The organism is Rhabdobacter roseus (assembly GCF_014202275.1).
GTDB lineage: Bacteria > Bacteroidota > Bacteroidia > Cytophagales > Spirosomataceae > Rhabdobacter > Rhabdobacter roseus.
Genome location: NZ_JACHGF010000016.1, coordinates 56,231 through 76,679, shown reverse-complemented (window position 1 = coordinate 76,679; position 20,449 = coordinate 56,231). Strand labels below are relative to the sequence as shown.

At 52.6% G+C, this 20,449-nt stretch carries 18 protein-coding genes and 1 riboswitch; of the genes, 3 read left to right on the top strand and 15 right to left on the bottom strand.

The features are described from left to right. Positions 1 to 202: 202 nt before the first annotated feature. Positions 203 to 553 (bottom strand): hypothetical protein, encoded by a 351-nt coding sequence (locus tag HNQ92_RS26990; RefSeq protein WP_184179390.1) that lies wholly within the window; start codon positions 551 to 553, stop codon positions 203 to 205. Then, positions 546 to 896, bottom strand: a complete 351-nt coding sequence (locus tag HNQ92_RS26985) for a carboxymuconolactone decarboxylase family protein (protein WP_184179388.1) — start codon at positions 894 to 896, stop codon at positions 546 to 548. The genes HNQ92_RS26990 and HNQ92_RS26985 overlap by 8 nt, the downstream gene beginning before the upstream one ends. Before the next feature lie 92 nt (positions 897 to 988). Here HNQ92_RS26985 and HNQ92_RS26980 point away from each other — a divergent pair, with 92 nt between their 5' ends. After that, a complete protein-coding gene (locus tag HNQ92_RS26980; protein WP_184179386.1) occupies positions 989 to 1,678 on the top strand; it encodes a ComF family protein in 690 nt (229 codons plus the stop codon). A gap of 33 nt (positions 1,679 to 1,711) precedes the next feature. Here HNQ92_RS26980 and gldJ read toward each other — a convergent pair whose 3' ends face one another. Next, the gene (gldJ, locus tag HNQ92_RS26975) at positions 1,712 to 2,959 is read right to left on the bottom strand and encodes a gliding motility lipoprotein GldJ (RefSeq protein WP_184179384.1); all 1,248 of its coding nucleotides are present in this window, start codon (positions 2,957 to 2,959) and stop codon (positions 1,712 to 1,714) included. A 99-nt stretch (positions 2,960 to 3,058) separates the two neighbouring features. Then, positions 3,059 to 6,406 (bottom strand): transcription-repair coupling factor, encoded by a 3,348-nt coding sequence (gene mfd / locus HNQ92_RS26970; RefSeq protein WP_184179382.1) that lies wholly within the window; start codon positions 6,404 to 6,406, stop codon positions 3,059 to 3,061. A gap of 178 nt (positions 6,407 to 6,584) precedes the next feature. Here mfd and pnuC point away from each other — a divergent pair, with 178 nt between their 5' ends. Further along, positions 6,585 to 7,205: a nicotinamide riboside transporter PnuC gene (pnuC, locus tag HNQ92_RS26965; protein WP_184179380.1), complete on the top strand. Its 621-nt coding sequence runs from the start codon at positions 6,585 to 6,587 to the stop codon at positions 7,203 to 7,205. A 22-nt stretch (positions 7,206 to 7,227) separates the two neighbouring features. Here the strand turns inward: pnuC and HNQ92_RS26960 are convergent, their stop codons facing one another. From HNQ92_RS26960 to HNQ92_RS26945, 4 genes are all read right to left on the bottom strand, one after another. Continuing rightward, the gene (locus HNQ92_RS26960) at positions 7,228 to 7,677 is read right to left on the bottom strand and encodes a barstar family protein (protein ID WP_184179378.1); all 450 of its coding nucleotides are present in this window, start codon (positions 7,675 to 7,677) and stop codon (positions 7,228 to 7,230) included. Positions 7,678 to 7,883: 206 nt separating this feature from the next. After that, positions 7,884 to 8,180 (bottom strand): muconolactone Delta-isomerase family protein, encoded by a 297-nt coding sequence (locus HNQ92_RS26955; protein WP_184179376.1) that lies wholly within the window; start codon positions 8,178 to 8,180, stop codon positions 7,884 to 7,886. A 19-nt stretch (positions 8,181 to 8,199) separates the two neighbouring features. Next, positions 8,200 to 8,832 carry an alpha/beta hydrolase gene (locus HNQ92_RS26950; protein ID WP_184179374.1) on the bottom strand — a complete coding sequence of 211 codons (633 nt, stop codon included), beginning with the start codon at positions 8,830 to 8,832 and terminating at the stop codon, positions 8,200 to 8,202. A 100-nt stretch (positions 8,833 to 8,932) separates the two neighbouring features. Then, entirely contained in the window at positions 8,933 to 9,877 is a 945-nt protein-coding gene (locus HNQ92_RS26945) for a ring-cleaving dioxygenase (protein ID WP_184179372.1), read from the bottom strand. 216 nt (positions 9,878 to 10,093) lie between these two features. Continuing rightward, positions 10,094 to 10,188, top strand: a riboswitch (TPP riboswitch). A gap of 131 nt (positions 10,189 to 10,319) precedes the next feature. On the opposite strand from HNQ92_RS26945, the gene HNQ92_RS26940 reads away from it, so the two are divergent. Further along, the gene (locus tag HNQ92_RS26940) at positions 10,320 to 12,776 is read left to right on the top strand and encodes a TonB-dependent receptor (protein ID WP_184179371.1); all 2,457 of its coding nucleotides are present in this window, start codon (positions 10,320 to 10,322) and stop codon (positions 12,774 to 12,776) included. A gap of 86 nt (positions 12,777 to 12,862) precedes the next feature. On the opposite strand, the gene HNQ92_RS26935 is transcribed toward HNQ92_RS26940, so the two are convergent. The 7 genes from HNQ92_RS26935 to HNQ92_RS26905 all read right to left on the bottom strand — a co-directional run bounded on the left by HNQ92_RS26935 (position 12,863) and on the right by HNQ92_RS26905 (position 20,357). Continuing rightward, positions 12,863 to 14,419 carry a S41 family peptidase gene (locus HNQ92_RS26935; protein WP_184179369.1) on the bottom strand — a complete coding sequence of 519 codons (1,557 nt, stop codon included), beginning with the start codon at positions 14,417 to 14,419 and terminating at the stop codon, positions 12,863 to 12,865. 372 nt (positions 14,420 to 14,791) lie between these two features. Continuing rightward, on the bottom strand, positions 14,792 to 15,556 hold the full coding sequence (locus tag HNQ92_RS26930; protein WP_184179367.1) for a glycosyltransferase family 2 protein: 765 nt from the start codon (positions 15,554 to 15,556) through the stop codon (positions 14,792 to 14,794). 50 nt (positions 15,557 to 15,606) lie between these two features. Next, complete coding sequence (locus HNQ92_RS26925; RefSeq protein ID WP_246440922.1) at positions 15,607 to 16,437, bottom strand: glycosyltransferase family 2 protein; 831 nt, start codon at positions 16,435 to 16,437, stop codon at positions 15,607 to 15,609. A gap of 3 nt (positions 16,438 to 16,440) precedes the next feature. Further along, entirely contained in the window at positions 16,441 to 17,412 is a 972-nt protein-coding gene (locus tag HNQ92_RS26920; RefSeq protein ID WP_184179365.1) for a glycosyltransferase family 2 protein, read from the bottom strand. A gap of 71 nt (positions 17,413 to 17,483) precedes the next feature. Continuing rightward, the gene (locus HNQ92_RS26915; protein WP_184179363.1) at positions 17,484 to 18,302 is read right to left on the bottom strand and encodes a phytanoyl-CoA dioxygenase family protein; all 819 of its coding nucleotides are present in this window, start codon (positions 18,300 to 18,302) and stop codon (positions 17,484 to 17,486) included. A 116-nt stretch (positions 18,303 to 18,418) separates the two neighbouring features. Further along, the gene (locus HNQ92_RS26910) at positions 18,419 to 19,354 is read right to left on the bottom strand and encodes a glycoside hydrolase family protein (protein ID WP_184179361.1); all 936 of its coding nucleotides are present in this window, start codon (positions 19,352 to 19,354) and stop codon (positions 18,419 to 18,421) included. A gap of 121 nt (positions 19,355 to 19,475) precedes the next feature. Then, positions 19,476 to 20,357 (bottom strand): class I SAM-dependent methyltransferase, encoded by an 882-nt coding sequence (locus tag HNQ92_RS26905; protein ID WP_184179359.1) that lies wholly within the window; start codon positions 20,355 to 20,357, stop codon positions 19,476 to 19,478. Positions 20,358 to 20,449 lie beyond the last annotated feature (92 nt).

The window sequence follows — 20,449 nt, the reverse complement described above, 5'->3', positions numbered from 1 at the left end:
ACTTTTTTCGACTTTCGGCTCCTGCCTTTTAAGAACCCGCCTAGGCCTGTTTCCCGCGTTTGGGAGGGCAAAAGTCAGAAAAATTTCGAAACCACGCAACGATCAATGAAAAAACTTTTTCAAAACTAACCTGTGCCTGTCATCAATTGTCTATCAATCAGTAAAATAGATTATGCAAAAAATGAGACATTTTTATTAGACTTCATACGCTCATCTTAAAGTATTCCAGGATATGAATTTTCAGCAGGGTTTCCTGAGCCAAGATGTCTCCCTGGGGTATGCTACTAACCAAGCGCCAGTGGGGCCAGCCATCCTGATCCGTACCTTCTAATTCGTAGTAACCCGATAAGCTAAGTACCCGGCAAATGCCAACATGCATGAGATCTTGCTTTTGCTCCTTGGTAAAGTGCTTGGCTCCCTGCCCCAGCTCCTGCACACCAATAAGAAAGAGAACCGCGTTTAAGTCAGCGGGGCGCTTGCCAATAGACTTTCCCAGATCATCCAGCAGATTATTCCACTGTACTTCCAGTGATTGGTTGTCGTGATCATTCATGGTGTGCGGTGGATAAAGCCTCCCAGTACTCTACGGCGCGGCGTAAATGAGGGATGACGATGGTACCTCCAATGAGGGTGGCAATTGAAAATACTTCCTGAATCTGAGCATCACTGACGCCTAGTTCTTTGCATTTACCTAGATGGTACTTTACGCAGTCGTCGCAGCGAAGTACCATTGAGCACGCTAATCCAATCATTTCTTTCGTTACCTGATCTACCTCTCCCGGCGCGTAACAATTGGTATCTAAGTTGAAAAGCCGCTTAAGAATCAGGTTGTCAGCGCTGCTTATTTTTTCATTCATACGACTTCGGTAGTCGTTAAAATCTTCTACAAGATTCATGTTTGCTGTACTAGAAGTAAAAGGGATATAAAGACAATACTTATTTTGTATCTATTCGCTAACGGAAGTAGTTTGAAAAGAGTTTTCGAGCCATGAAACTGAAAAGCTTGTGGGCTGACTTTGTGGACCTTATTTTTCCCCGTTGCTGTGAAGCCTGTGATCAGGCTTTGGTCGGAACGGAGCAGGTTATCTGTACGGCTTGTCGCATCGAGCTTCCGCGCCTGGACACCGATAGCTCACTTAAAAATTTGCTGAAAAACCGGCTGGTGAGTCACCACGAAGTAAAGGAAGTACGAAGCTACTTGGTATTTACTAAAAAAGGCAAGGTACAAAACCTGCTACATGCTTTGAAATACAACAACCGGCCGGAGGTAGGTACTGTGTTGGGAGAGCTGTTTGGACATGAGATGCTGGCCCAGCAAGAAGTACCTATGGCCGATTTGATTGTAAGCGTGCCGCTGCACCCGCGAAGGCTCAGACAACGGGGCTACAACCAGAGCGACCAATTTGCCGCAGGACTTTCACGCGCTCTGGGCATTCCCTGGTCCGGCTCGGTGCTGGTTCGTACGCGCTACACGCAATCACAAACGGGGAAAACCAAAGTAGAACGGCAGGAAAACGTTAGGCGTATTTTTAAGGTAAACGAATCAATATCGGGTCAAAAGATCATTTTGGTTGATGACGTACTAACTACCGGGGCTACGCTAGAGGCTTGTGTCGATGCGCTGGTAGAAGGCGGATGCGGCTGTATCTACATTATGACGATAGCCGCCGCCCAGTAGTAGGCGGCGGCTATGGCGAGAAATCTTTAGTGATTACTTATTACGACCGGTCGCGATCATGGCACAACGGAAACCTACCGTAGCCGTGGACGAATCCTGATCCATAAAGCGGCGCGTACCCGGAGAAAGCCAGTAGGCTACATCAGACCAGGAACCACCTTTATAGACCCGCAACTTATCATCAATAATGGAATTGCTATTTTTCGTGTCGTACTTGCTGGCCTCATCCATGTAGCCATCACGCCGCAGGGAGTTCAGGTCGTTGAAGTCGGTGTAGGAAAGCGGACGATATACATCTTGTACCCACTCATTTACGTTTCCAGCCATGTCGTACAATCCGTAGTCGTTAGCCGGATAAGAGCGTAACTCCTGGGTAATGATTGCGCCGTCGTTGGAACGACCGGCGATACCGGCGTAGTCCCCTTTTCCGCGCTTGAAGTTTGCGAGCATTTGCCCCTGCTTACGGCCGCGTTGTGAATTCCGTAGCGTAGAGCCATCCCAAGGATAGATCCGCTGGTTGGACTGGTTTTCGTCAGCATACTGCGTACCGATCATCCCTTTGGCGGCATACTCCCATTCTGCCTCGGTAGGCAGGCGATAGGGAGGCAATACGTAGCCACTTTCTACCGACATCTCTGTAGGAGCGCTCGCAGCGGCGGCATCTGCCTGGGCTGCTTTTCTCTTTTTACCAAGCGACACTCCTTTCTTGCTGGCCGTTCCTTTGGCAAACATAGATTGGTTTACGGCGTTGGTACGCCAGGTACAGTAGTCAGTGGCCTGCACCCACGATACCCCTACTACCGGGTATAACCGAAAACCAGGATGACGCAGGTACATGGTTACGTAAGAATCATTAAAGGACAGCGGATTGAACCATACATTGGTGTCCGGTAGTGCCCTCCGGTAAAACTCCTCGGAGGAGTCACGCTGAACGGCATCCAGGTACTCTAAATAATGGACGTTTGCCACTTCGGTTTCATCCATATAAAACGACTGGATGCTAACAGTACGCTCAAGGTTATCGCGCGTATTCATTACATCTTCTTCCAGCGAACCCATCGTAAAACGTCCCCCTTCAATAAAAACCAAATCGGGGCCCGCGGGCAATGCTTTGTACTGTTTTACCTGAAAACTTTCTCCGTCCTTGCCGTTATACGCCAGGCCGGTTTTGGAGCTACTTTTCCCAGGCTTCAAACTGGTTGGCGTCTTTTTCTTACACGAACTGGCTACCACCAGCACCATGAGTACTAATGCCAGTGACCGAATACCCATACTACGCATGCAAGTCATTGCTTTAAAGTGGCTTAAAATTAAGTTATTTCTGTACTAAGTGAATTGCAAAGATAGACGACGAAACGAAATTCCTACGAAGAAAAACGGTTACTGCGTCATTTCCACCAAAATCTCCCGAGCCTGATCGATACTCTTGACGTCGGTACAAGTCAGAACGAGCTTCGCTTTGTACTCTTTCAACGCGATCCGCCGGGGATTCTTCTGTATGTAATCAATTACTTTGCCAAACTTGGCTGATTGATAGAAATTGTCGTTCTGGGAAGAAACGAAGTACCCTTTCATGGTATTGCTTTTCAGCGTTAATTTTTCAAAATGAAGGGCTTCGGCTTCCCAGCGGAGACGTACGGTCTTGAGCAGGTCCATAACTTCGCCGGGTGGCGGACCAAAGCGATCGGCGAGTTCCGTTTGGAAAGTGGTCAGTTCTTCTTCCGTCTTGATGTTATCCAAGCGGGTATATAACGAAAGGCGCTCGGAAATATTCTTTACGTAACGCTCCGGAATGAGCGTGGCGTAGTCGGTCTCGATTTGGCAGTCAGGCAGCAGGTTGGTAGGAAGCCCGAGCGCCGTGGCAAACAAATCCTTAAACTCATTTTGTTTTAGCTCCTGGACGGCCTCGTCGAGCATTTTATGGTAAAGCTCGTAGCCCAGGTCGTTCACAAACCCACTCTGCTCTGCTCCCAGCAAGTTTCCGGCTCCGCGAATGTCCAGGTCACGCATGGCTACCTTAAAACCGTCGCCTAGTTCAGAGAATTCTTCGAGTGTCTGGAGTCGTTTGCGCGAATCGCTCGTCAGGCCCGACACCGAGGAGGTGAGCAAATAGCAAAAGGCTTTACGGTTAGAGCGCCCTACCCGGCCCCGCATTTGGTGCAGGTCCGACAGACCGAACATGTGAGCCGAATTGATAATAATGGTGTTGGCATTGGGAATATCAATGCCAGACTCGATGATGTTGGTCGACACCAGGATGTCGTACTCGCCTTCGATAAAACGGACCATGACGCGTTCGAGACGGTCGCCTTCCATTTGTCCGTGCGCTACGCCAATGCGGGCTTCGGGTACCAGGCGCAAAATGATGTTGGCGATGGATTCGATGTCGTTGACGCGGTTGTGCACAAAAAACACCTGCCCGCCGCGGTCGAGCTCGAAGCTGATGGCATCCCGAATAAATTCTTCACTGAAGGTATGTACTTCCGTCGTGACGGGCTGGCGATTGGGCGGGGGCGTAGCAATTACCGACAGGTCGCGAGCGCCCATTAGCGAAAAGTGGAGCGTCCGTGGAATGGGCGTAGCCGTAAGCGTAAGTACATCCACGTTGACGCGCATCTCCTTGAGGCGGTCCTTGGCTTTAACCCCGAATTTCTGCTCTTCGTCCACCACCAATAAACCCAGGTCTTTGAACTTGACGTCTTTGTTGAGAATGCGGTGGGTACCAATCAGGATGTCGATCCTCCCCTCCTCTACCAGTTTGAGGGTATCTTTGATTTCCTTGGTTGATTTAAAGCGATTGATGTACCCCACCCGAGCCGGAAAATCGGCCAGCCGCTCGACGAAGGTTTTGTAATGCTGCATGGCCAGGATGGTAGTAGGTACCAGCACGGCTACCTGTTTGCTGTCGCAGACGGCCTTGAAGGCCGCCCGAATGGCTACCTCCGTTTTGCCAAAACCTACATCGCCGCAGACCAGCCGGTCCATGGGGTGATTTTTTTCCATATCGTCCTTGACGTCACCGGTGGCTTTGGCCTGGTCGGGGGTATCTTCATACAGAAAAGACGACTCCAGCTCGGCCTGCAGGTAGTTGTCAGCCGAAAACGCAAAACCGGGCGCTTCGCGGCGCTTGGCGTAGAGGGCTATGAGCTCGTGGGCAATGTCCTTGAGCTGTTTCTTTACCCTTGATTTCTTATTCTCCCAGTCACCGGAGCCTAGCTTGCTCATGGCGGGCGGGGTACCTTCCTTGCCGGTGTACTTGGCTATTTTGTGCAGGTTATGGACGCTCACATACAGCAGGTCGTTGTCGCGATAAACCAGCCGGATCGCCTCCTGCTCCTGCCCGTTGGCGTCGATTTTCTCCATGCCCGCAAAGCGGCCAATGCCGTAGTCGACGTGAGTGACGAAATCGCCGGGCTGGAGCGTTTTGAGCTCTTTGAGCGTAATAGCCTTTGACTTATTAAATTTTTCCTTGAGCCGGTACTTGTGGAAGCGGGCAAAAATCTGATGGTCAGTGTAGCAAACTACCTTCAGCTGCTCGTCCACAAAGCCCTCCCGCAGCGCTATATTCAGCGGCTGAAACTTTACGTAGGGGTCCAGGTCTTCAAAGATGCGCTCGAGGCGGTCTAGCTGCCGGGGTTGCTCGGCGGCTATGATGTTCGTAAAACCCTTCGACTGGTTTTCGGATAAATCCTCGAGTAGCCGCGTGAAGTCCTTGTTGAACGAGGGCTGAGGCCGGGCTGCGTAAAGTACCTTGCGCTCGCTTTTGAAATAAAAGCGCCGCCCAAATTCTACCGTCTTGAATTTCTTGATGTGGTTCAGCAGACTGCGGCGGGTTTCGTACAGCCGCTGCGGGTCCGAAACTACCTGCACCCCGCCGCCCGTTACGGCGGTCAGGGCTTGCTCGGCTTTTTCAAACGCCTTCTCCACCATTTCGAGCGTCAGCTCCACGTCTTTGAACCAAAGTACCGTAGCGCCGGGCAGGAAGTCCAGGAAGGGCTCGCGGGTTTCGTGCACGAGCTTCTGCTGAATATCCGGTATGATGTTGATCTGTTTCACCGACTCCACCGAAAGCTGCGTGTCGGGATCGAACGAGCGAATGCTCTCTACCTCGTCGCCAAAGAGCTCGATCCGGTAGGGGTACTCGCTGGCAAACGAATAAACGTCCAGAATACCGCCGCGTACCGAAAACTGCCCCGCTTCAAACACGAAATCCGTGATTTCAAAGCCGTAGCTGTTCAAAAACTCCGTCAGAAAAGCCGGGTCCAACTTTTCGCCTACTTTGACCGTAAACGTATTGGCTAGCAGCGAGCGCTTGTTGATCACCTTCTCAAAAAGCGCCTCGGGGTAGGTCACGATCTGCAAAGGCGCGGGCTTGGCTACGTTTAGCTTGTTCAGGATCTCGGCCCGCATCAGCACGTTGGCGTTTTCTACCTCTTCGTACTGGTAGGGACGCTTGTACGAAGTAGGGTAAAAAAGTACCTCTTCTTTGCCCAGCAGATTCTGGAGGTCATTTTGAAAGTAGGCGGCTTCCTCGCGGTCGCTGAGTACGTACAGGGCGGGGCGGGGTACCTTCTTGTGCAAGGTGGCGGCCATCACCGCGTCCAGGCTGCCAAGCAAGCCTTTGATCTGGACGTGGGCGTCGGTGGGCTCTTTCGAGGCGATCTGGTTGGTGAGCAGATCCACGTAGCTATCGCCTCGGTACAGGGTCAAAAAATCGTTTATTTCCAAAAGAACAAAAAATAGCGAGTGAGTAAGTCATTCGTAGTGGCCGAAGGCGACCTCCCGCCAAAACACCAAAAGCCGTCGGGCGCATTTTTCCCGTCGGCAGTAGGTTTAACAATGCTTTTTCTAAATTTGTTGCATCCAGAAAAAAGAACTATTTCACAGCATTGTATACCCTCCGCTTATGGTAGAATGGCTGAACCAAAGCCTCCGACTGGCGCAGTTCGCAACAACTCCCCTGGAGATCCTGGGCTTCCTTACGGGGGTACTTTGCGTGTACCTCAACACGCGTCAGAACGTCTGGGGTTGGTTTTTCGGTATCATCAACGCGGTACTTTACGGGGCGGTATTCTGGCAGGTGAAGCTCTACGCCGACATGGGCTTGCAGGGCTACTACTTTTTTACGAGCATCTACGGCTGGTGGATGTGGCTCTACGGAGGCAAAAACGGCCGGGAGCTGGCCGTCAGCCGGACGCCCACCGCTTTATACGGACTGTTCGCGCTTATTTTTGGGCTAAGTACCCTGCTGTGGGGGTACTTGCTCAGCCGCTACACCGACGCCAGCCTGAGCTACGCCGACTCGGCGCTGACGGTGGCGAGCCTGATCGGGCAGTGGATGATGGCCCGCAAGTACCTCGAAAACTGGCTGGTCTGGATCGTGGCCGACCTGTGCTACGTGGGCATGTACCTCTACAAGGATTTGCAACTGACGGCCCTGCTCTACGCGGTTTTTCTGGTACTGGCGGCCATGGGGTACTTTCGGTGGAAACGCGACGTACCGGCCCTTCGGCCCAAACCCTTCTGAAAAGTACCCCCCGCGTTTCTGTTTATTCCAGAATACCGAACGGAATTTCCTGCTCTTCGAGTAAGGTCCGGATCGAAGGCGTGTCTTCAAATACAATCCGGAGTTCCTTCGGAGGGGCTTCGTCGGCCTCGTCTTCGTCTACCCACTTCCAGTCTTCGGCGGTAGCTTCCAGCAGGTCAATGATCATGAGCTTCTTTTCGTCGGATTTCTCGTCCGAAAGCCAGTCGCTCGTGTGGCTGATGTAAAGCGCCACTTTCTCCTCTTCGATCCAGCCGAGGTCGTTCAGGAGGTCGTCCAGTGCGTCCAGGTTATGATCAAAATCATCCGGGAAATCCAGCGCCCGGGCTATTTGCTCGTAGAAGTCGCGGAGCGAGGTAGCGCGCTGGCCGTCCACGGTAGCGATGCGCCAGTGTGGGAGGGCCTGCGGGAGCTTAAGGGTAGGTTTGGCAAGAAGAAAATGCGTATTTTTCATGTCGCAGGTACAATCTGATTCCGAAACGTTAAAGGTATAAAGCCGGTAAGGATTATTGATAAAAAAATTATTCTAAGGAAAAATCATTTTTGATGCTGCCCGGTACTTTAAGGAGGGTACATAGGGGTTACTTATTTCAAATATACGAAAAAACCCTTCCAACGGAGAGGCGGGAAGGGTTTCAGGTACCTAAGAGATACAAATACTTAATTGAGCGAAAAAAGCGGTAGCCGCAGCGCCACTACGTTGTTGAACATGAGCTCAGAAATGGTAGCGTCCATGTACTCAATGAGCGGAAACTCCGAGACCAACGTCATCACCTCAAACTCACTGTCGGCCTTTACTACGCACCACAGCCGGGAACGATCACCGGACAGCGCGTAAGACATGAGTTGTCCCTGTTCCATCATTTCGTTCACCTTTTGGCGCTGGGCGGGAATTTTCGCCGCAAAATCTTCCGTCATTACCTTCGGAAGCGTTATTTCTACCATGAATTGGCTCATACGCGAGAGGGTTTAAAGGTCAAAATGAAGTGTTTGCCAGTACCTGATTAACAATCGTCAATTCGTCGTCATTGATGGTATGCGCAAAATTGGGGTAGAGCTTTACCAAAACAGAAGCCTTCATGGCCTTAAAAACCTGTTCGGATTCCAGCACTCTACTTTTCGGGATGTGCGAATCCACATCACTACATCCCAAAAAAACGGGGGTACCTTCCAAAGTACCTTCGTAGTGACGGGCCGCTCCGTCAGGGCCGATCAAACCGCCGCTTAGTCCAAAAACCCCCCCGTAAGGCTGAGGATGACGAGCGGCAAATTCGAGCGATAAACAAGCACCCTGCGAAAAACCTAAGAGGTAAATGTCGCTGTACTTAAAACCATTTTCCTGGTGGAGACGTTCCACCAGCGTTCTGATTACTTCCAGGCCCGACGACAAACCGGGCTCATTTTGCTCCGTCGGGGCCAGAAACGAGTAAGGGTACCAGGTACCTTGCGTGGCCTGTGGCGCTAGGTAAGCTACGTTTTTGTCGTCGATGTAGTCGGCCAGCGACAAGATACTTTGGGCCGACGCGCCCCGTCCGTGCACCATGATCATGGCCTTCTGCGCCGTTTCCAGCGGGGCTCCGGCGGTCAGTACGTGGTTTGGATTATGCATGGGCTGTGAGAATTAAAGCAGGTAATTTATTTTTTGAAATACCCCAACCAGGTACCTAGCAAAGTACCTGGTTGGCGCAAAAGAGAAGTACCTAAGTACTTTATTTGGCCTCGGCCACAATAGGCGGCAAGCCACTTTCAATTTCGGCCCGGCGGGGTTCGTACCACTCGGGTAGTTTGAGTGAAGTACCCAGCTCCGCTATCGGCTCGTCGATGGCAAAACCGGGCGGATTCGTGGCGATCTCGAACAAAATACCACCCGGCTCGCGGTAGTAGATGCTGTGGAAATAGTTGCGGTCGAGTACCTGGGTGGGGTTATAACCCGCCGTAAGTAGCTCTTCCCGAATCGCCAGCTGCGTATCGTCCGTGTCGGTGGCAAAGGCCAGGTGGTGTACCGAGCCCGCGCCCTGCAAGGCCCGTACGTCTTTGGGCGTAAATAGCACATCAACGTAGGTACCTGAGCCACCGGCTCCCGCCTGGAAGCGGTAGCGATCCGTCTCTTCGGCCACGAGGCGGTGTTGCATCACCTCGGTGAGTAGCGATACCGTTTGGTCAATCCGGAACTCGTTGAGCGAAACCGTGTGGAAGCCCCGCACGGCGTACTCGGCGGGTACTTTGCCGTTGTCCCAGCCGGGGCGGGTGTCTTCGTTGTTGGCGACCAGCTCCACGCCCATGCCGTCGTAGTCTTCAAAGCGCAGGTACGACTCGTTGAAGCGTTGGTAAGGCCCGGCATAGGGGATATTGAACGCCGCCAAACGGTCCATCCAGTAGCTGAGCGAGGCCGTCGGGATCGAAAAGGCCGTGTAGGTCAGCTGCCCGCCCCCTTTGCGCCCGCGCGTGAGCCCGGCGTAGGGAAAGAACGTCAGGATAGTACCCGGTGAGCCGCCTTCGTCGCCGTAGTAGAGGTGGTACACGTCGGGGGCGTCAAAGTTGATGGTTTTTTTGACCATCCGCAGGCCCAGAATCCCTACGTAAAAATCAACGTTGCGTTGTGCATCGCTAGCCAGTGCCGTGACGTGGTGGATGCCGTTTATGAGTGTGTTCATGATTTTTTAAATTTATATGTTAATACATTTAATGTATATACATTTATTGGCCACATTCAGTTCAATTCTTTCTGCATAAAAGTGATCAATTCGGATCAAAACACAAAAGCTATTTTTTAGGTACCTGGATAATCCGTGCGGCGGCCCCTGGGCCGGACTAAAAAAGCAAGGGGTTGTGTTAAAGGTACCTTGCGAATACCTACCTTTGCACCACGAATCTCACTGAAGGGGTGCCCTACCGAACGGGCTGAGATCATACCCATTGAACCTGATCCGGGTAATGCCGGCGAAGGGAGAGAAAACGAAGCTGACGCTCAAGTACCTGCGCCCGTGTGGCCCGAGGGGTACTTTGGCTGGCAGCCTCGCTTGGTTCAAGTTTTTATTTTATAAAAAAATAGAAGGATGGGTTGGCCCCTTGCCTGTTCGTAACGTGTACATCACTATGCGACTCATCTCTACGTACCTTGGGGTACTTTCCCTCTTGCTGCTGGGGTACCTGCCCCTGCGGGCCCAGGTAGTTATTTCAGGGCAAATCATCGACGCCGAAGACGGCAAACCACTACCGGGTGCTACCGTCCGGGCCGGGGAAATTCGCGGCACTACCACCGACGAAGCCGGACGATTCAGCCTGCGAAACCTACCGGAGGCGGTCTCGGAGCTAGCGGTGTCCTACATCGGCTACGAGGCGGTGCGGCTACCCCTGCGCGAGGTACTTGGACAAAGCCCGCTGACGATCCGGCTCCAGCGCAGTATTTTTGCCGCCGACGAGGTAGTAGTAAGCGCTACGCGCGTCACCGACCGCACCGGCATGGCCTACACCAACGTGAGTGCGGAGGCCATTGGCAAACAGAACCTCGGACAAGACCTACCCGTGCTGCTCCACTTCACGCCTTCGCTCGTAAGTACCTCCGACGCCGGGGCGGGCGTAGGCTATACGGGTATTCGGGTGCGAGGTACCGACGCCACCCGCATCAACGTGACCATCAACGGCATTCCGTACAACGACCCCGAGAGCCAGGGCGTTTTCTTCGTCAACATGCCCGACTTCGCCTCCTCCGTCAGCAGCATCCAGATCCAGCGCGGCGTAGGTACCTCTACCAACGGGGCGGGGGCCTTTGGCGCTACGGTGAATATCAATACCAACGAGTTTCAGCGCGAAGCCTACGCCGAGCTCAACAATTCGTACGGCTCGTTCAATACCTGGAAAAACACGGTGAAAGTGGGCTCAGGGCTCCTGAACGATAAATTTACGGTGGACGCGCGGCTGTCGCGCGTGGCTTCCGATGGCTTCGTGGACCGCGCCCGCTCCGACCTCAAGTCGTTCTACCTGTCGGGGGGGTACTTTGGAAAGAAGAGTTTTGTGCGTTTCAACGCTTTCTCGGGCCAAGAAGTCACCTACCAGTCGTGGTACGGTAGCCCCGAGGCCCGCGTGCGCGGCGACCGCGAAGGAATGCTGGGGTACATTGAGCGCAACGGCCTCAACGAGCGCGATGCCCAAAATCTACTCAATTCCGACAGCCGTACCTACAACTACTACCTCTACGACAACCAGACCGACAACTACCAGCAGGACCAGTACCAGCTCATTACGTCGCACGCGCTAAGTACCCGGCTCACGCTCAACGCCAACGCGTTTTACGTGCGGGGGCGCGGCTACTACGAAGAGTACCGCGACGACAACGCCCTGGCCAACTACCGCCTGCCCGACGTGATCATGGGCGGCGACACCATCAGCCGCACGGACCTGATCCGGCGGCGCTGGCTAGACAACCACTTCTACGGTACCACCTTCTCGCTGGACTACAACAGCTACCGCAAGCTCACGGCTAACTTCGGCGGGGGCTGGAACCGCTACGACGGCGACCACTTCGGCGAGATCATCTGGGCGCGCTACGCCAGCACCGGCCAAATCCGGGAGCGGTACTACGAAAACAACGGCCTGAAGACGGATTTTAACCTCTACGGAAAAGTATACTACCAGTTTACGGACAAGCTCAATGCCTTCGGCGACGCGCAAATACGGACGGTGAGCCACCGCATTGCGGGTACCGATACCTACCAAAGTACCCTCGACTTCGACGCGCAGTTTTTATTTTTTAATCCCAAACTAGGCCTCAACTACCAGCTGTCGGAGGGAAGCTCGGCCTACGCATCGTTTAGCGTGGCCAACCGAGAGCCCAACCGCAGCGACTTCACGGAGTCGATTCCGGAAAACCGTCCCCGCGCCGAGCGCCTGCACGACCTGGAGGCGGGCTTCCGGACCCAGACCAGCCGCTGGGCGTTCAGCCTCAACTATTACCTCATGAATTACAAAGATCAGTTGGTACTTACCGGCGAAGTGAACGACGTAGGCGGCTCGGTACGGACCAATGTACCCCGTAGCTACCGCACCGGCCTGGAGCTGGAGGCGGCCTTTGCCCTCAATAACCGCTGGCGCTGGAACGCCAACGCGACTTTCAGCCAAAACAAAATCCTGGATTTTACGGAGTACATCATCAACTACGAAACGGGCAGCTACGAAACCAACGCCTACCGCAAAACGGACATTGCGTTCTCGCCCGGCCTGATTGCGGCTAGCCAGCTTACGTACAGTCCGCTGGCAAACGTGGAGCTGGCGCTGCTCACGAAGTACGTCGGGAAGCAGTACCTCGATAATACCACCGCCGAAAGCCGCCGCCTGGACGCCTACCTCACCAACGACCTGCGTTTTATCTGGACCCTCACGCCCACCTGGGCGAAGCAAATCCAGCTCACGGCGTTGGTGAACAATATTTTCAACGAGCGCTACGAGTCCAACGGTTATACCTACGCCTACATCTACGGAAGTACCGTTCGGGAGAACTTTTACTACCCGCAGGCGGGTACCAACTTCCTGCTGGGGCTGAACGTGCGGTTTTAGGGGAAATGCTGAGGTACCAGTTGGGTGCTACATCACAACCTTTTATTGATGCAAAACCCACAGAAGAGTAGAGTAAAAGATAGATTTTATTGGTAAAATGGATTGTTTAGATAATTATATGATAAGAAACAATGCTCAACGATATGCCCTGCGTTATCTACCACAACCAGTACGGTCTCTCCTTTCCAACCTCCCTGGCTCAAATGCAAACGAACATAGTTCTTGTCTCCGATTGTAATATGATGGGCAACGGTTAGCCTGCGGGCATTTCGATTTCCAAACGGCCATCGCCTTTTTGGTTGGATTGGGGGACGAAGTGCTACATAAAAGCGGCTGTGGACATTTTGGTGATAGAAGTTTGAATCAGCAACCTGCTCTGCCAGGATTCGTCTCTGCAGCTCATCTGATTTGTTTTCTGCCTGAAGGGAATAACATTTATGGGCAAATGGAGCCAGTAAAGTGGCGTCTTCTTCCACTAATCCAGTGGAATAGGCAGCAATAGCTTCGTAGGGTTTTTTAAGCATCAGGCTGTCTGCAAAAAAGTTAACAGCAAGCTGTTCATAGCAAATGGTCTTTGAGGCCAGCTCGTCAGATTCTTTTTGAAGAACGGCTAGCGCTTTGAATAAACCCAGATCAATGCCTTGCCGCATGTCGCTTTGACGATGGACTACAAGTATGTCAGGCGGAACTCCTTTCCCTTCATAATTAACCCGCTTGCTACTAACGGTCTGCCCGTTAGACAATGAAACTTCCCAGCCATTGGGAAGTTTTTTGCCAAGCATCGGTGAAAAAATACCATTTGTATTCTCGCCGATTAGCTTCACGTAAGGTAATTCTTTTAAATACATGGCACAATGATCCCCCGCACTGATCGTAGCGCCACTCGTCAGTAGCAAAGTAGGTTTGATGAGTTGCTTGCGGCTCACGGGTGAGATGTGATAAGGCTGCCAAGGGGTATATTCATGCTTACGCGTATGGACGCGGGTACGACCAAAACCCACCAGTCTCTTAACCTGCGTTAATCGGCCAGCCAATGAATCAAGATAGGCCGGAGAGCCACCTCCATTAATCCGGATGTCAATAATAAGTCCTTTGACATCCTCAAATTCAGAAACCATCTCATCCAGTTGTCTGTTGAAAGCCTCTAATGACATACCACCAAATCCATTTAACTGAAGATAGCCATAGTCTTTGGAGCGACAATAGCCCCCAATGGTATACGGAGCGCTATTAAATTTTTTTAGTTGAGCAAATCCTTGCTGGTACAGAACGTCAAGCGTGACTTTATGAAACTGCGCCTGCAACTCCTTAGTCGGGAATTCTCCATAAAAAGGAGCATATTTTGCGCTGGCGGGCAGGTCACCGGTCGGTGAAATCACCACATGTCCGTCTTTAAGCGGAGCTACCATTTCGTTAAGTATAGTCAATAGCTGCTCTGGGGTAGTACTGGAATTTACCTTTGGTTTAAAGATTTTGTGCTGTTGCTGCCAGTCAACCTGCCGGGTTTCAAAATGGGCATACTGTTCATGAAAAAGCCGCCAGAATACCTCGAAATTATGCTCAGGGTTATTTTTCAATACCGGATTTGCCAGTAGGGAAGCTGGCAAGAACCAGGAAAGCAGGAATAGACAAGTTAATTTCATGTTGAACCGATCTTAATCATCTGATGCTATAAAGTAGTTTGAGAGGAATAAGGTAAGCTTTTGGAGTATTTACTAATACCCTGTTGTTGGTAGTTATACCCTTATCAGCTACCAACTGCTTTGTAGGTGTAGGTAATAGGTGAATCGCCAGTGTCTGAGCCGTCCGTTTATGGATTTCGCGCCACAGTAACTCCAAGCCGATTTAACCTGCTCTAAACAAGAAGTGAATAATCAATAGAATGACCGAACCTTTTAGTCAAGTCAAGGTAACCTTTATCAGCCCCTATACCAATAACCGGTTGATACGTTTCCCGTAATCAGTTCGTAGCAACTGTAACATCAGTACTTTTAAAGAGGTTTACCCAAAGCAAACTACCTGCTAACTTCCTTGGGCGGAGCGGCTGTTTTTTTCATGTAATCCCCGCGTGAGAAGTACTTCTCGATGAGGCAGTACATCAGGATAAAAAAGTACCTACTCCCCATTTCCTTGATCTTGAGCTTCGACTCGCCGTACTTGCGGTTGGTCCAGCTGTTGGGTACTACGGCGTAGGTATAGCCCCGCACCATGGCCTTGAGGGGTAGCTCAATGGTGAGGTTGAAGTGGGGGGCCAGAAACGGCTTAATGCCCTCGATGGTTTCGCGCTTGTAGAGTTTGAAGGCGTTGGTGGTGTCGTTGTAGTTAATGCCCATCATCATCCGGACAATGAAATTCGCCAGCCGGTTGACCACTTTTTTGAGCTGGGGGTAGTCAATTACCCGCCCGCCTTTGTCCCAGCGGCTGCCAAAGACGCAGTCGTAGTTACCGTCCAGCATCTTGAAGTAGTAGCGCACCAGGTCTTCGGGGTCGTCGGACATGTCGGCCATGAAGACCGCCACGCAGTCGCCCGTGAAGCGCTCCAGCCCGTAGCGCACGGCGTACCCAAAGCCATTGGGCCCCAGGTTGGTGTAGTAGGTCAGGGTAGGTATTTCTACCGAGAGTTCATCCAGCACGCGCAGGGTACCATCCTTCGAATTGTCATTGGTGACGCAGATTTCGTGCGGGATATTATACTTTTTCAGCGTAGCGTAGAGCGTTCGGAGCGTGTCCGGGAGCGATTCCTCTTCGTTGTAAGCCGGTATGACGACGCTTAGCTTCATGGATATGGGACGTATTTTTATGTCAAAAGTAGTATAAAAGAAAGGATAGCCTAGTAAGAAGCGGCATTTTTCAACGCCCAAATTTTTTCTTCGTACTGGCGTAGCGTCTGAGCCACGGTACTTTCGTAGCGGTGGTCCAGCCAGCGGTTTACGTTTTCAAACATTTCTTTCCGGTTTTGGAGAAAGTACCCATTGGTGGGGGCGTGTACGTTGCTGAGGCCGCCCCGGTGCTTACGGTACACGCCCATGACGTCCGGCAGGTACTTGATTGGCCCCCGCGCGGCAAGCTGAATCACCAGCGCCCAGTCACCGGCGGCGGCTTGGTGGTGCCAGTCGGCGAAGTCGTCGGTCCGGAAAAAGTTACGGTACACCAAACTGGCCGTGGCCATAAACCAGCGGTCCTGCAGCAGATCCTCGATGGTAGAAGTACCCTTTTGATCGGCCGGGTTAAACAAATGCTCCGGCGAGCCGTCTTCATAGGTGACGCGCACGTTGTGGTGGCAAATGGCGTAGTCGGGGTTTTTATCCAAAAAATCGACCTGCTTTTGGAGCTTGAGCGGGTCGGTCCAGTAGTCGTCGCCTTCGCACAGGGCCACGTACTCGCCCTGGCAAGCCTTGAGCAGGAAAAGTACATTGTTACGGCCCGCAAACTCGCGGGGGGTTTGCGGGCCAAGGTTTTCAGCATGCAAATAGGCGCGTATGCGGTCCGGAAAGCGGTCGGCGTATTCGCGGATAATCTGCGGCGCCTGGTCGGTGGAGCCATCGTCGCCGATGACAATCTCAAACGGAAAGGTAGTTTGCTGGCTCAGGGCTCCGTCGAGCATTTGACCAATGTACCGTTCGTGGTTATAGGTAGGTACACATACCGACAGCTTCATCATAGGCTAAGAAGTACCCCGCAAACGGTGGGGAAGCAGCGCAAAAAAGCTATAAAATTTCAGCATCCACTGAGGTATGACGTAGTCGCGGACGATCTCGCGCCACTCTTCTGCCCCCGGCTGTTTTCTATACAAGTACTGAAGCGCCAGAGCTGCCCGGCGGAAGTAGCTTTTGTGGTACTGGCGGGCGTCCAGCTCCATGCGGTAGTAGCGGCAGATGTTGCGCCGCAGCGTACGATCAAACGCGTAGTTGGTTTCGGTATTGATGCCCTCGTACATCATGATGCGGTTGCGCAGAAAGCGCGCGTCGCGGTAGTGGTCTTTGAAGCTGGCCCCGGCCCGGTTTTTCCGGTACACCGACATGATCTCGGGCAGGTACCCAATGGGCCCCTGCTTGGCCAGGATCACGTAGCGGGGAATATCGCCGCTAGTAGACTTCAGAAACCAGTCGGGGTAGTACATCAGGCCGTTGCGGAACATCACGGCCGAAGTAGCCATGAACCAAATCTCCTCTTCGCCAATGAGATCCGCTACGCCAATGACTTCCTTCTGGTCGGATGGATTGACCTCCTGCGTGGGGGAGCCGTCTTCGTAAGTAATGAAGGCATTGTGGAAGCAAGCCGAGAAATCAGGATGTGCTTCCATGAAATCGACCTGCTGCTGGAGCTTGTGCGGGCTGATCCAGTAGTCGTCGCCGTCGAGCGGGGCAATGTAGGTACCTTTGGCTAGTTTGAGGGTTTCGATGGTATTAAATAACCCATTCTGTCCCAGGTTTTTGGAATGAAGTACCGCCTTGACTTTATCCGGGTACCGCTTTTGGTAGTCGAGAATAATATCCCGGGCCCCATCCGTCGAGAAGTCATCCCCAACCAGGATTTCGTACTCAAAATCGGTGATTTGGTTCAGGGCGCTTTCAATGGTTTTACCAATGAAAGCCGCCTGATTGTAAGTAAGTATGGTTACGCTGACTTTCGTCATAGACTTAGGTTGATCAACAAAGTACCCGCTGGTTTGGAGAAATAATCACCCAAACCAGCGGGTACTTTGGCTTATTCGTACAAACTTTTCAGCTGCTCTACGGTGGGAAAACCGGGGGTTACCAGTTCGGTTTCGGGCTTGTATAGGTACGCCATGGGATAGCCCCGCTCAATGAAGGTAGGCTCGTCGAGGTTGTTGTATCGCAGCTGCACCGACCACCGGATGTTGTGGGTCACGTTGTTGCCGGAGCGGTGTACCAGGAAGGAAGAAAAAATGAGCAGGTCGCCCACCTCAAATTCCGTCTGCACAAACTCCTCTTCGCGCAGCGCGGCCGTGATGCCGCCCTGGTAGCCGGAGGTACTTGACTCCAGCAAGCCCACGGTATGGCTACCGGGAATAACCTGCAGCGCGCCGATCTCCTCCCCGGCGTTCACCATCGGAAACCAGATGACGGTACTATCCAGCGAACCCTGGCCGGTGCGCCAGTCCTGGTGGGCGTCGAGCTTCCAGTGCTTGCTGCCACCCTTAGACAGGAAGCGGCTGTTGAACTGCATGGCGGGCCGGGCTCCAATGACGGGCTGCGAAATACCAACCTGCCAGAGCAAATCCAGAATCTGGTCGCTCACGCCCAGCCGGTGCAGGCTGATGGAGTGCTGGACCGTCTTGCCGGTATTGACGAAAGCGTCGAAGTCCTTCTCAAAAAACTCGAACATGGCGTTTTCGAAGACATCCCGATCATCGATGTCGACCGTTTGGCCCGTAACGCGTTTGATTTGAACGGCAAAAATTTCCCGGGCTTCCCGGTAAATGGCGTTGATAACTTCTTTATCGAGCGCGCCACGCAGGATGAGAAATCCCTCTTTGTTAAATTGTTCCTGAAGCGTTGCCATACTGGATTATTGTGGTTAGTGTTACAAAAACACTGCTATTTACGTCTTACGGTAAGCCTAACGAATGACTTTGGTTAGGCTATATGCTGATTTTAGTATTCGGTCAAGTTGGCCTTTTAATCTTCCCAAACGGCATAGGCAAAGCCCGCCGCCCCGAAGCCGTTTCCGTTGTAGAGCAGGTACTTTTTGCCTTTGTGCTCGTAGCGGTGCGCATAGTTGATCATTTGGTAGTCGAAGTCTTCCGGATTGTCGGATTTTCCAATGCCCACCTGCTCATCTTTGCGCTCCCAATGTACCCCATCCGCCGACTCGGCGTAGCCCAGGCGGTAGCTCTGGTTGCGGTCGGTGCGGTAGTCGCGGGTGTGGCGGTAGGAGTAGTACATCTTGTAAAGTCCGTCCTCCTTGTATACACTGGGCCGTCCTACCGCGTGCAGGAAATCATCAAATTCCAGCGTAGGTACTTCGCTGATTTCCCAGTGAATGCCATCCTGCGAGGTAGCCGACTGTCCCCGGTAAAAGGGCTCTGGGTACCCATGGATGTACTCGCACTTGTGCCCCGAGATGTACCACATCCGCCAGGTACCGTCTTCGTCGATCATGACCGACGGCTGCGCCGCCCAGAGGGGGTTCTGAATGCTGCGGTCCATGATGGGGCCCGTGAACATTTTTTTAAAGCTAAGTCCGCCGTCGTGGCTCACGGCCAGGCCCATCGACAGCCGGTAGGAGTTCCAGGTGCGGTTCCAGCCGGTGTAGTACAGCCAGATGTCGCCGTTGGGGCGGTCCACAAACCAGGCCGGCATGGCGCCGGTTTCGTCGTACTCGCCGGGTCCGCCTAGCTCCAGCACGGGCTTGTCGTGCACGTAGAGGATCTTGGTCGGGTCGTCATAATCTACGTCAATGAAGGTAGGTCTGGATTGCCCCTGGGCGTCGCGAGACGAAAAATAAACGCGCAAAAAATCCTCGTGCTTGTAGGCAAAAGGTACCTGAGCGTGCGATTGGCTGTGCGCCAGGCTACCATCGGGCTTATAAACTACCCCTTTCTTAATCCACATTATTATTCTAGTTCAGGAGTTTATGAGTTTAGACGTTTATGAGCCTGGGTTTGTCCTACCAATCGGTATTTTTCAAACGTTGAACTCATGAACTTTAAGCGCATCCGCTATTTTCAACAAATCAGCCCTCGGCCTTTTCGGCGCGCAGCCGCCAGGTATCCACGAAGTCTTTGCCCGGAATGGGCAGGTCGATGTCTATTTCGGGTGCCTGAGCGCTCACGGTATATTCCATGGCGTAAAAAGCATTGCCAAAGATCCAGTGCAGCTTGAAGTTCTCGACGTTGGCCGGTACGTCTTCCAGGGGTACTTCGGCCCGAAACAGCGGGTTGGCCTTCAGCAAGGTCTGGTAAGTCGGCTGCTGGCGCATCCAGGGCGCTACGCTTTCGTCGCCCACCACTACTTTGCCACCGGGCCGCACCACACGGGTGAGCTCTTCAAAGGCTTTTTTACGCTCCGAGAAGGTATTGATACCCCCGAAGTGAAACACGGCGTCGAAGGTGTCGTCGTCGAAGGGTAGGTAGGAGCCATTGCCCAGAAAATAGTGGACGTTGACCTCTTCCGTGTTGAGCTTATCCTGTGCGAGCTTGAGCATGTTGGGCGACAAGTCTGACAGTACGGCCGTGCCGCCGGGCTTGATTTTTTCCAGGATCAGGGCCGAATCTTTACCCGTACCCGCACCTACCTCCAGGGCGGTCATGCCGGGTTTGAGCTCCATCAGGTCAATCATAAATTGGCGCGTAGCGGCTTCATCGGAGTGGTTGAGCGTTTCGAATACCCACGAAACACCCCGGTCGTAGCGCAGAAAGGCCTGGTCGTAGAGGTACTGCTCACGGGCGTCGTCGGGTAGTAATTCTTTGGGATAAAGCATGTTGACAATGCCCGTATCTCCTACTTCGTAGACGGTGCCGTCCTGGCTGGTGAGGGTTTTGCCGTCAGGAGCTACCTGCAGGGGCGTCTGAGTACGTGGGCACACCAACGCCTTTAAAAAATCCTGGTGGGTCATTCGTTTATTAGATTTTTTTAAGATGGCCCAAAAATACTGTTTTTATTTGAAGCGACCTGCAAGCGGAAGCGGGTTCTTCGTATTCGTAGGTT

Bases quoted from the DNA above. Each gene is read 5' to 3' on its own strand.
- HNQ92_RS26930 (WP_184179367.1), bottom strand. From the start codon at position 15,556: ATGAAGCTAAGCGTCGTCATACCGGCTTACAACGAAGAGGAATCGCTC.
- HNQ92_RS26960 (WP_184179378.1), bottom strand. From the start codon at position 7,677: ATGAAAAATACGCATTTTCTTCTTGCCAAACCTACCCTTAAGCTCCCG.
- HNQ92_RS26940 (WP_184179371.1), top strand. From the start codon at position 10,320: ATGCGACTCATCTCTACGTACCTTGGGGTACTTTCCCTCTTGCTGCTG.
- HNQ92_RS26915 (WP_184179363.1), bottom strand. From the start codon at position 18,302: ATGGCAACGCTTCAGGAACAATTTAACAAAGAGGGATTTCTCATCCTG.
- HNQ92_RS26990 (WP_184179390.1), bottom strand. From the start codon at position 553: ATGAATGATCACGACAACCAATCACTGGAAGTACAGTGGAATAATCTG.
- HNQ92_RS26945 (WP_184179372.1), bottom strand. From the start codon at position 9,877: ATGAACACACTCATAAACGGCATCCACCACGTCACGGCACTGGCTAGC.
- HNQ92_RS26980 (WP_184179386.1), top strand. From the start codon at position 989: ATGAAACTGAAAAGCTTGTGGGCTGACTTTGTGGACCTTATTTTTCCC.
- HNQ92_RS26925 (WP_246440922.1), bottom strand. From the start codon at position 16,437: ATGATGAAGCTGTCGGTATGTGTACCTACCTATAACCACGAACGGTAC.
- HNQ92_RS26985 (WP_184179388.1), bottom strand. From the start codon at position 896: ATGAATCTTGTAGAAGATTTTAACGACTACCGAAGTCGTATGAATGAA.
- gldJ (WP_184179384.1), bottom strand. From the start codon at position 2,959: ATGCGTAGTATGGGTATTCGGTCACTGGCATTAGTACTCATGGTGCTG.
- HNQ92_RS26955 (WP_184179376.1), bottom strand. From the start codon at position 8,180: ATGAGCCAATTCATGGTAGAAATAACGCTTCCGAAGGTAATGACGGAA.
- HNQ92_RS26920 (WP_184179365.1), bottom strand. From the start codon at position 17,412: ATGACGAAAGTCAGCGTAACCATACTTACTTACAATCAGGCGGCTTTC.
- HNQ92_RS26935 (WP_184179369.1), bottom strand. From the start codon at position 14,419: ATGAAATTAACTTGTCTATTCCTGCTTTCCTGGTTCTTGCCAGCTTCC.
- pnuC (WP_184179380.1), top strand. From the start codon at position 6,585: ATGGTAGAATGGCTGAACCAAAGCCTCCGACTGGCGCAGTTCGCAACA.
- HNQ92_RS26905 (WP_184179359.1), bottom strand. From the start codon at position 20,357: ATGACCCACCAGGATTTTTTAAAGGCGTTGGTGTGCCCACGTACTCAG.
- HNQ92_RS26950 (WP_184179374.1), bottom strand. From the start codon at position 8,832: ATGCATAATCCAAACCACGTACTGACCGCCGGAGCCCCGCTGGAAACG.
- HNQ92_RS26910 (WP_184179361.1), bottom strand. From the start codon at position 19,354: ATGTGGATTAAGAAAGGGGTAGTTTATAAGCCCGATGGTAGCCTGGCG.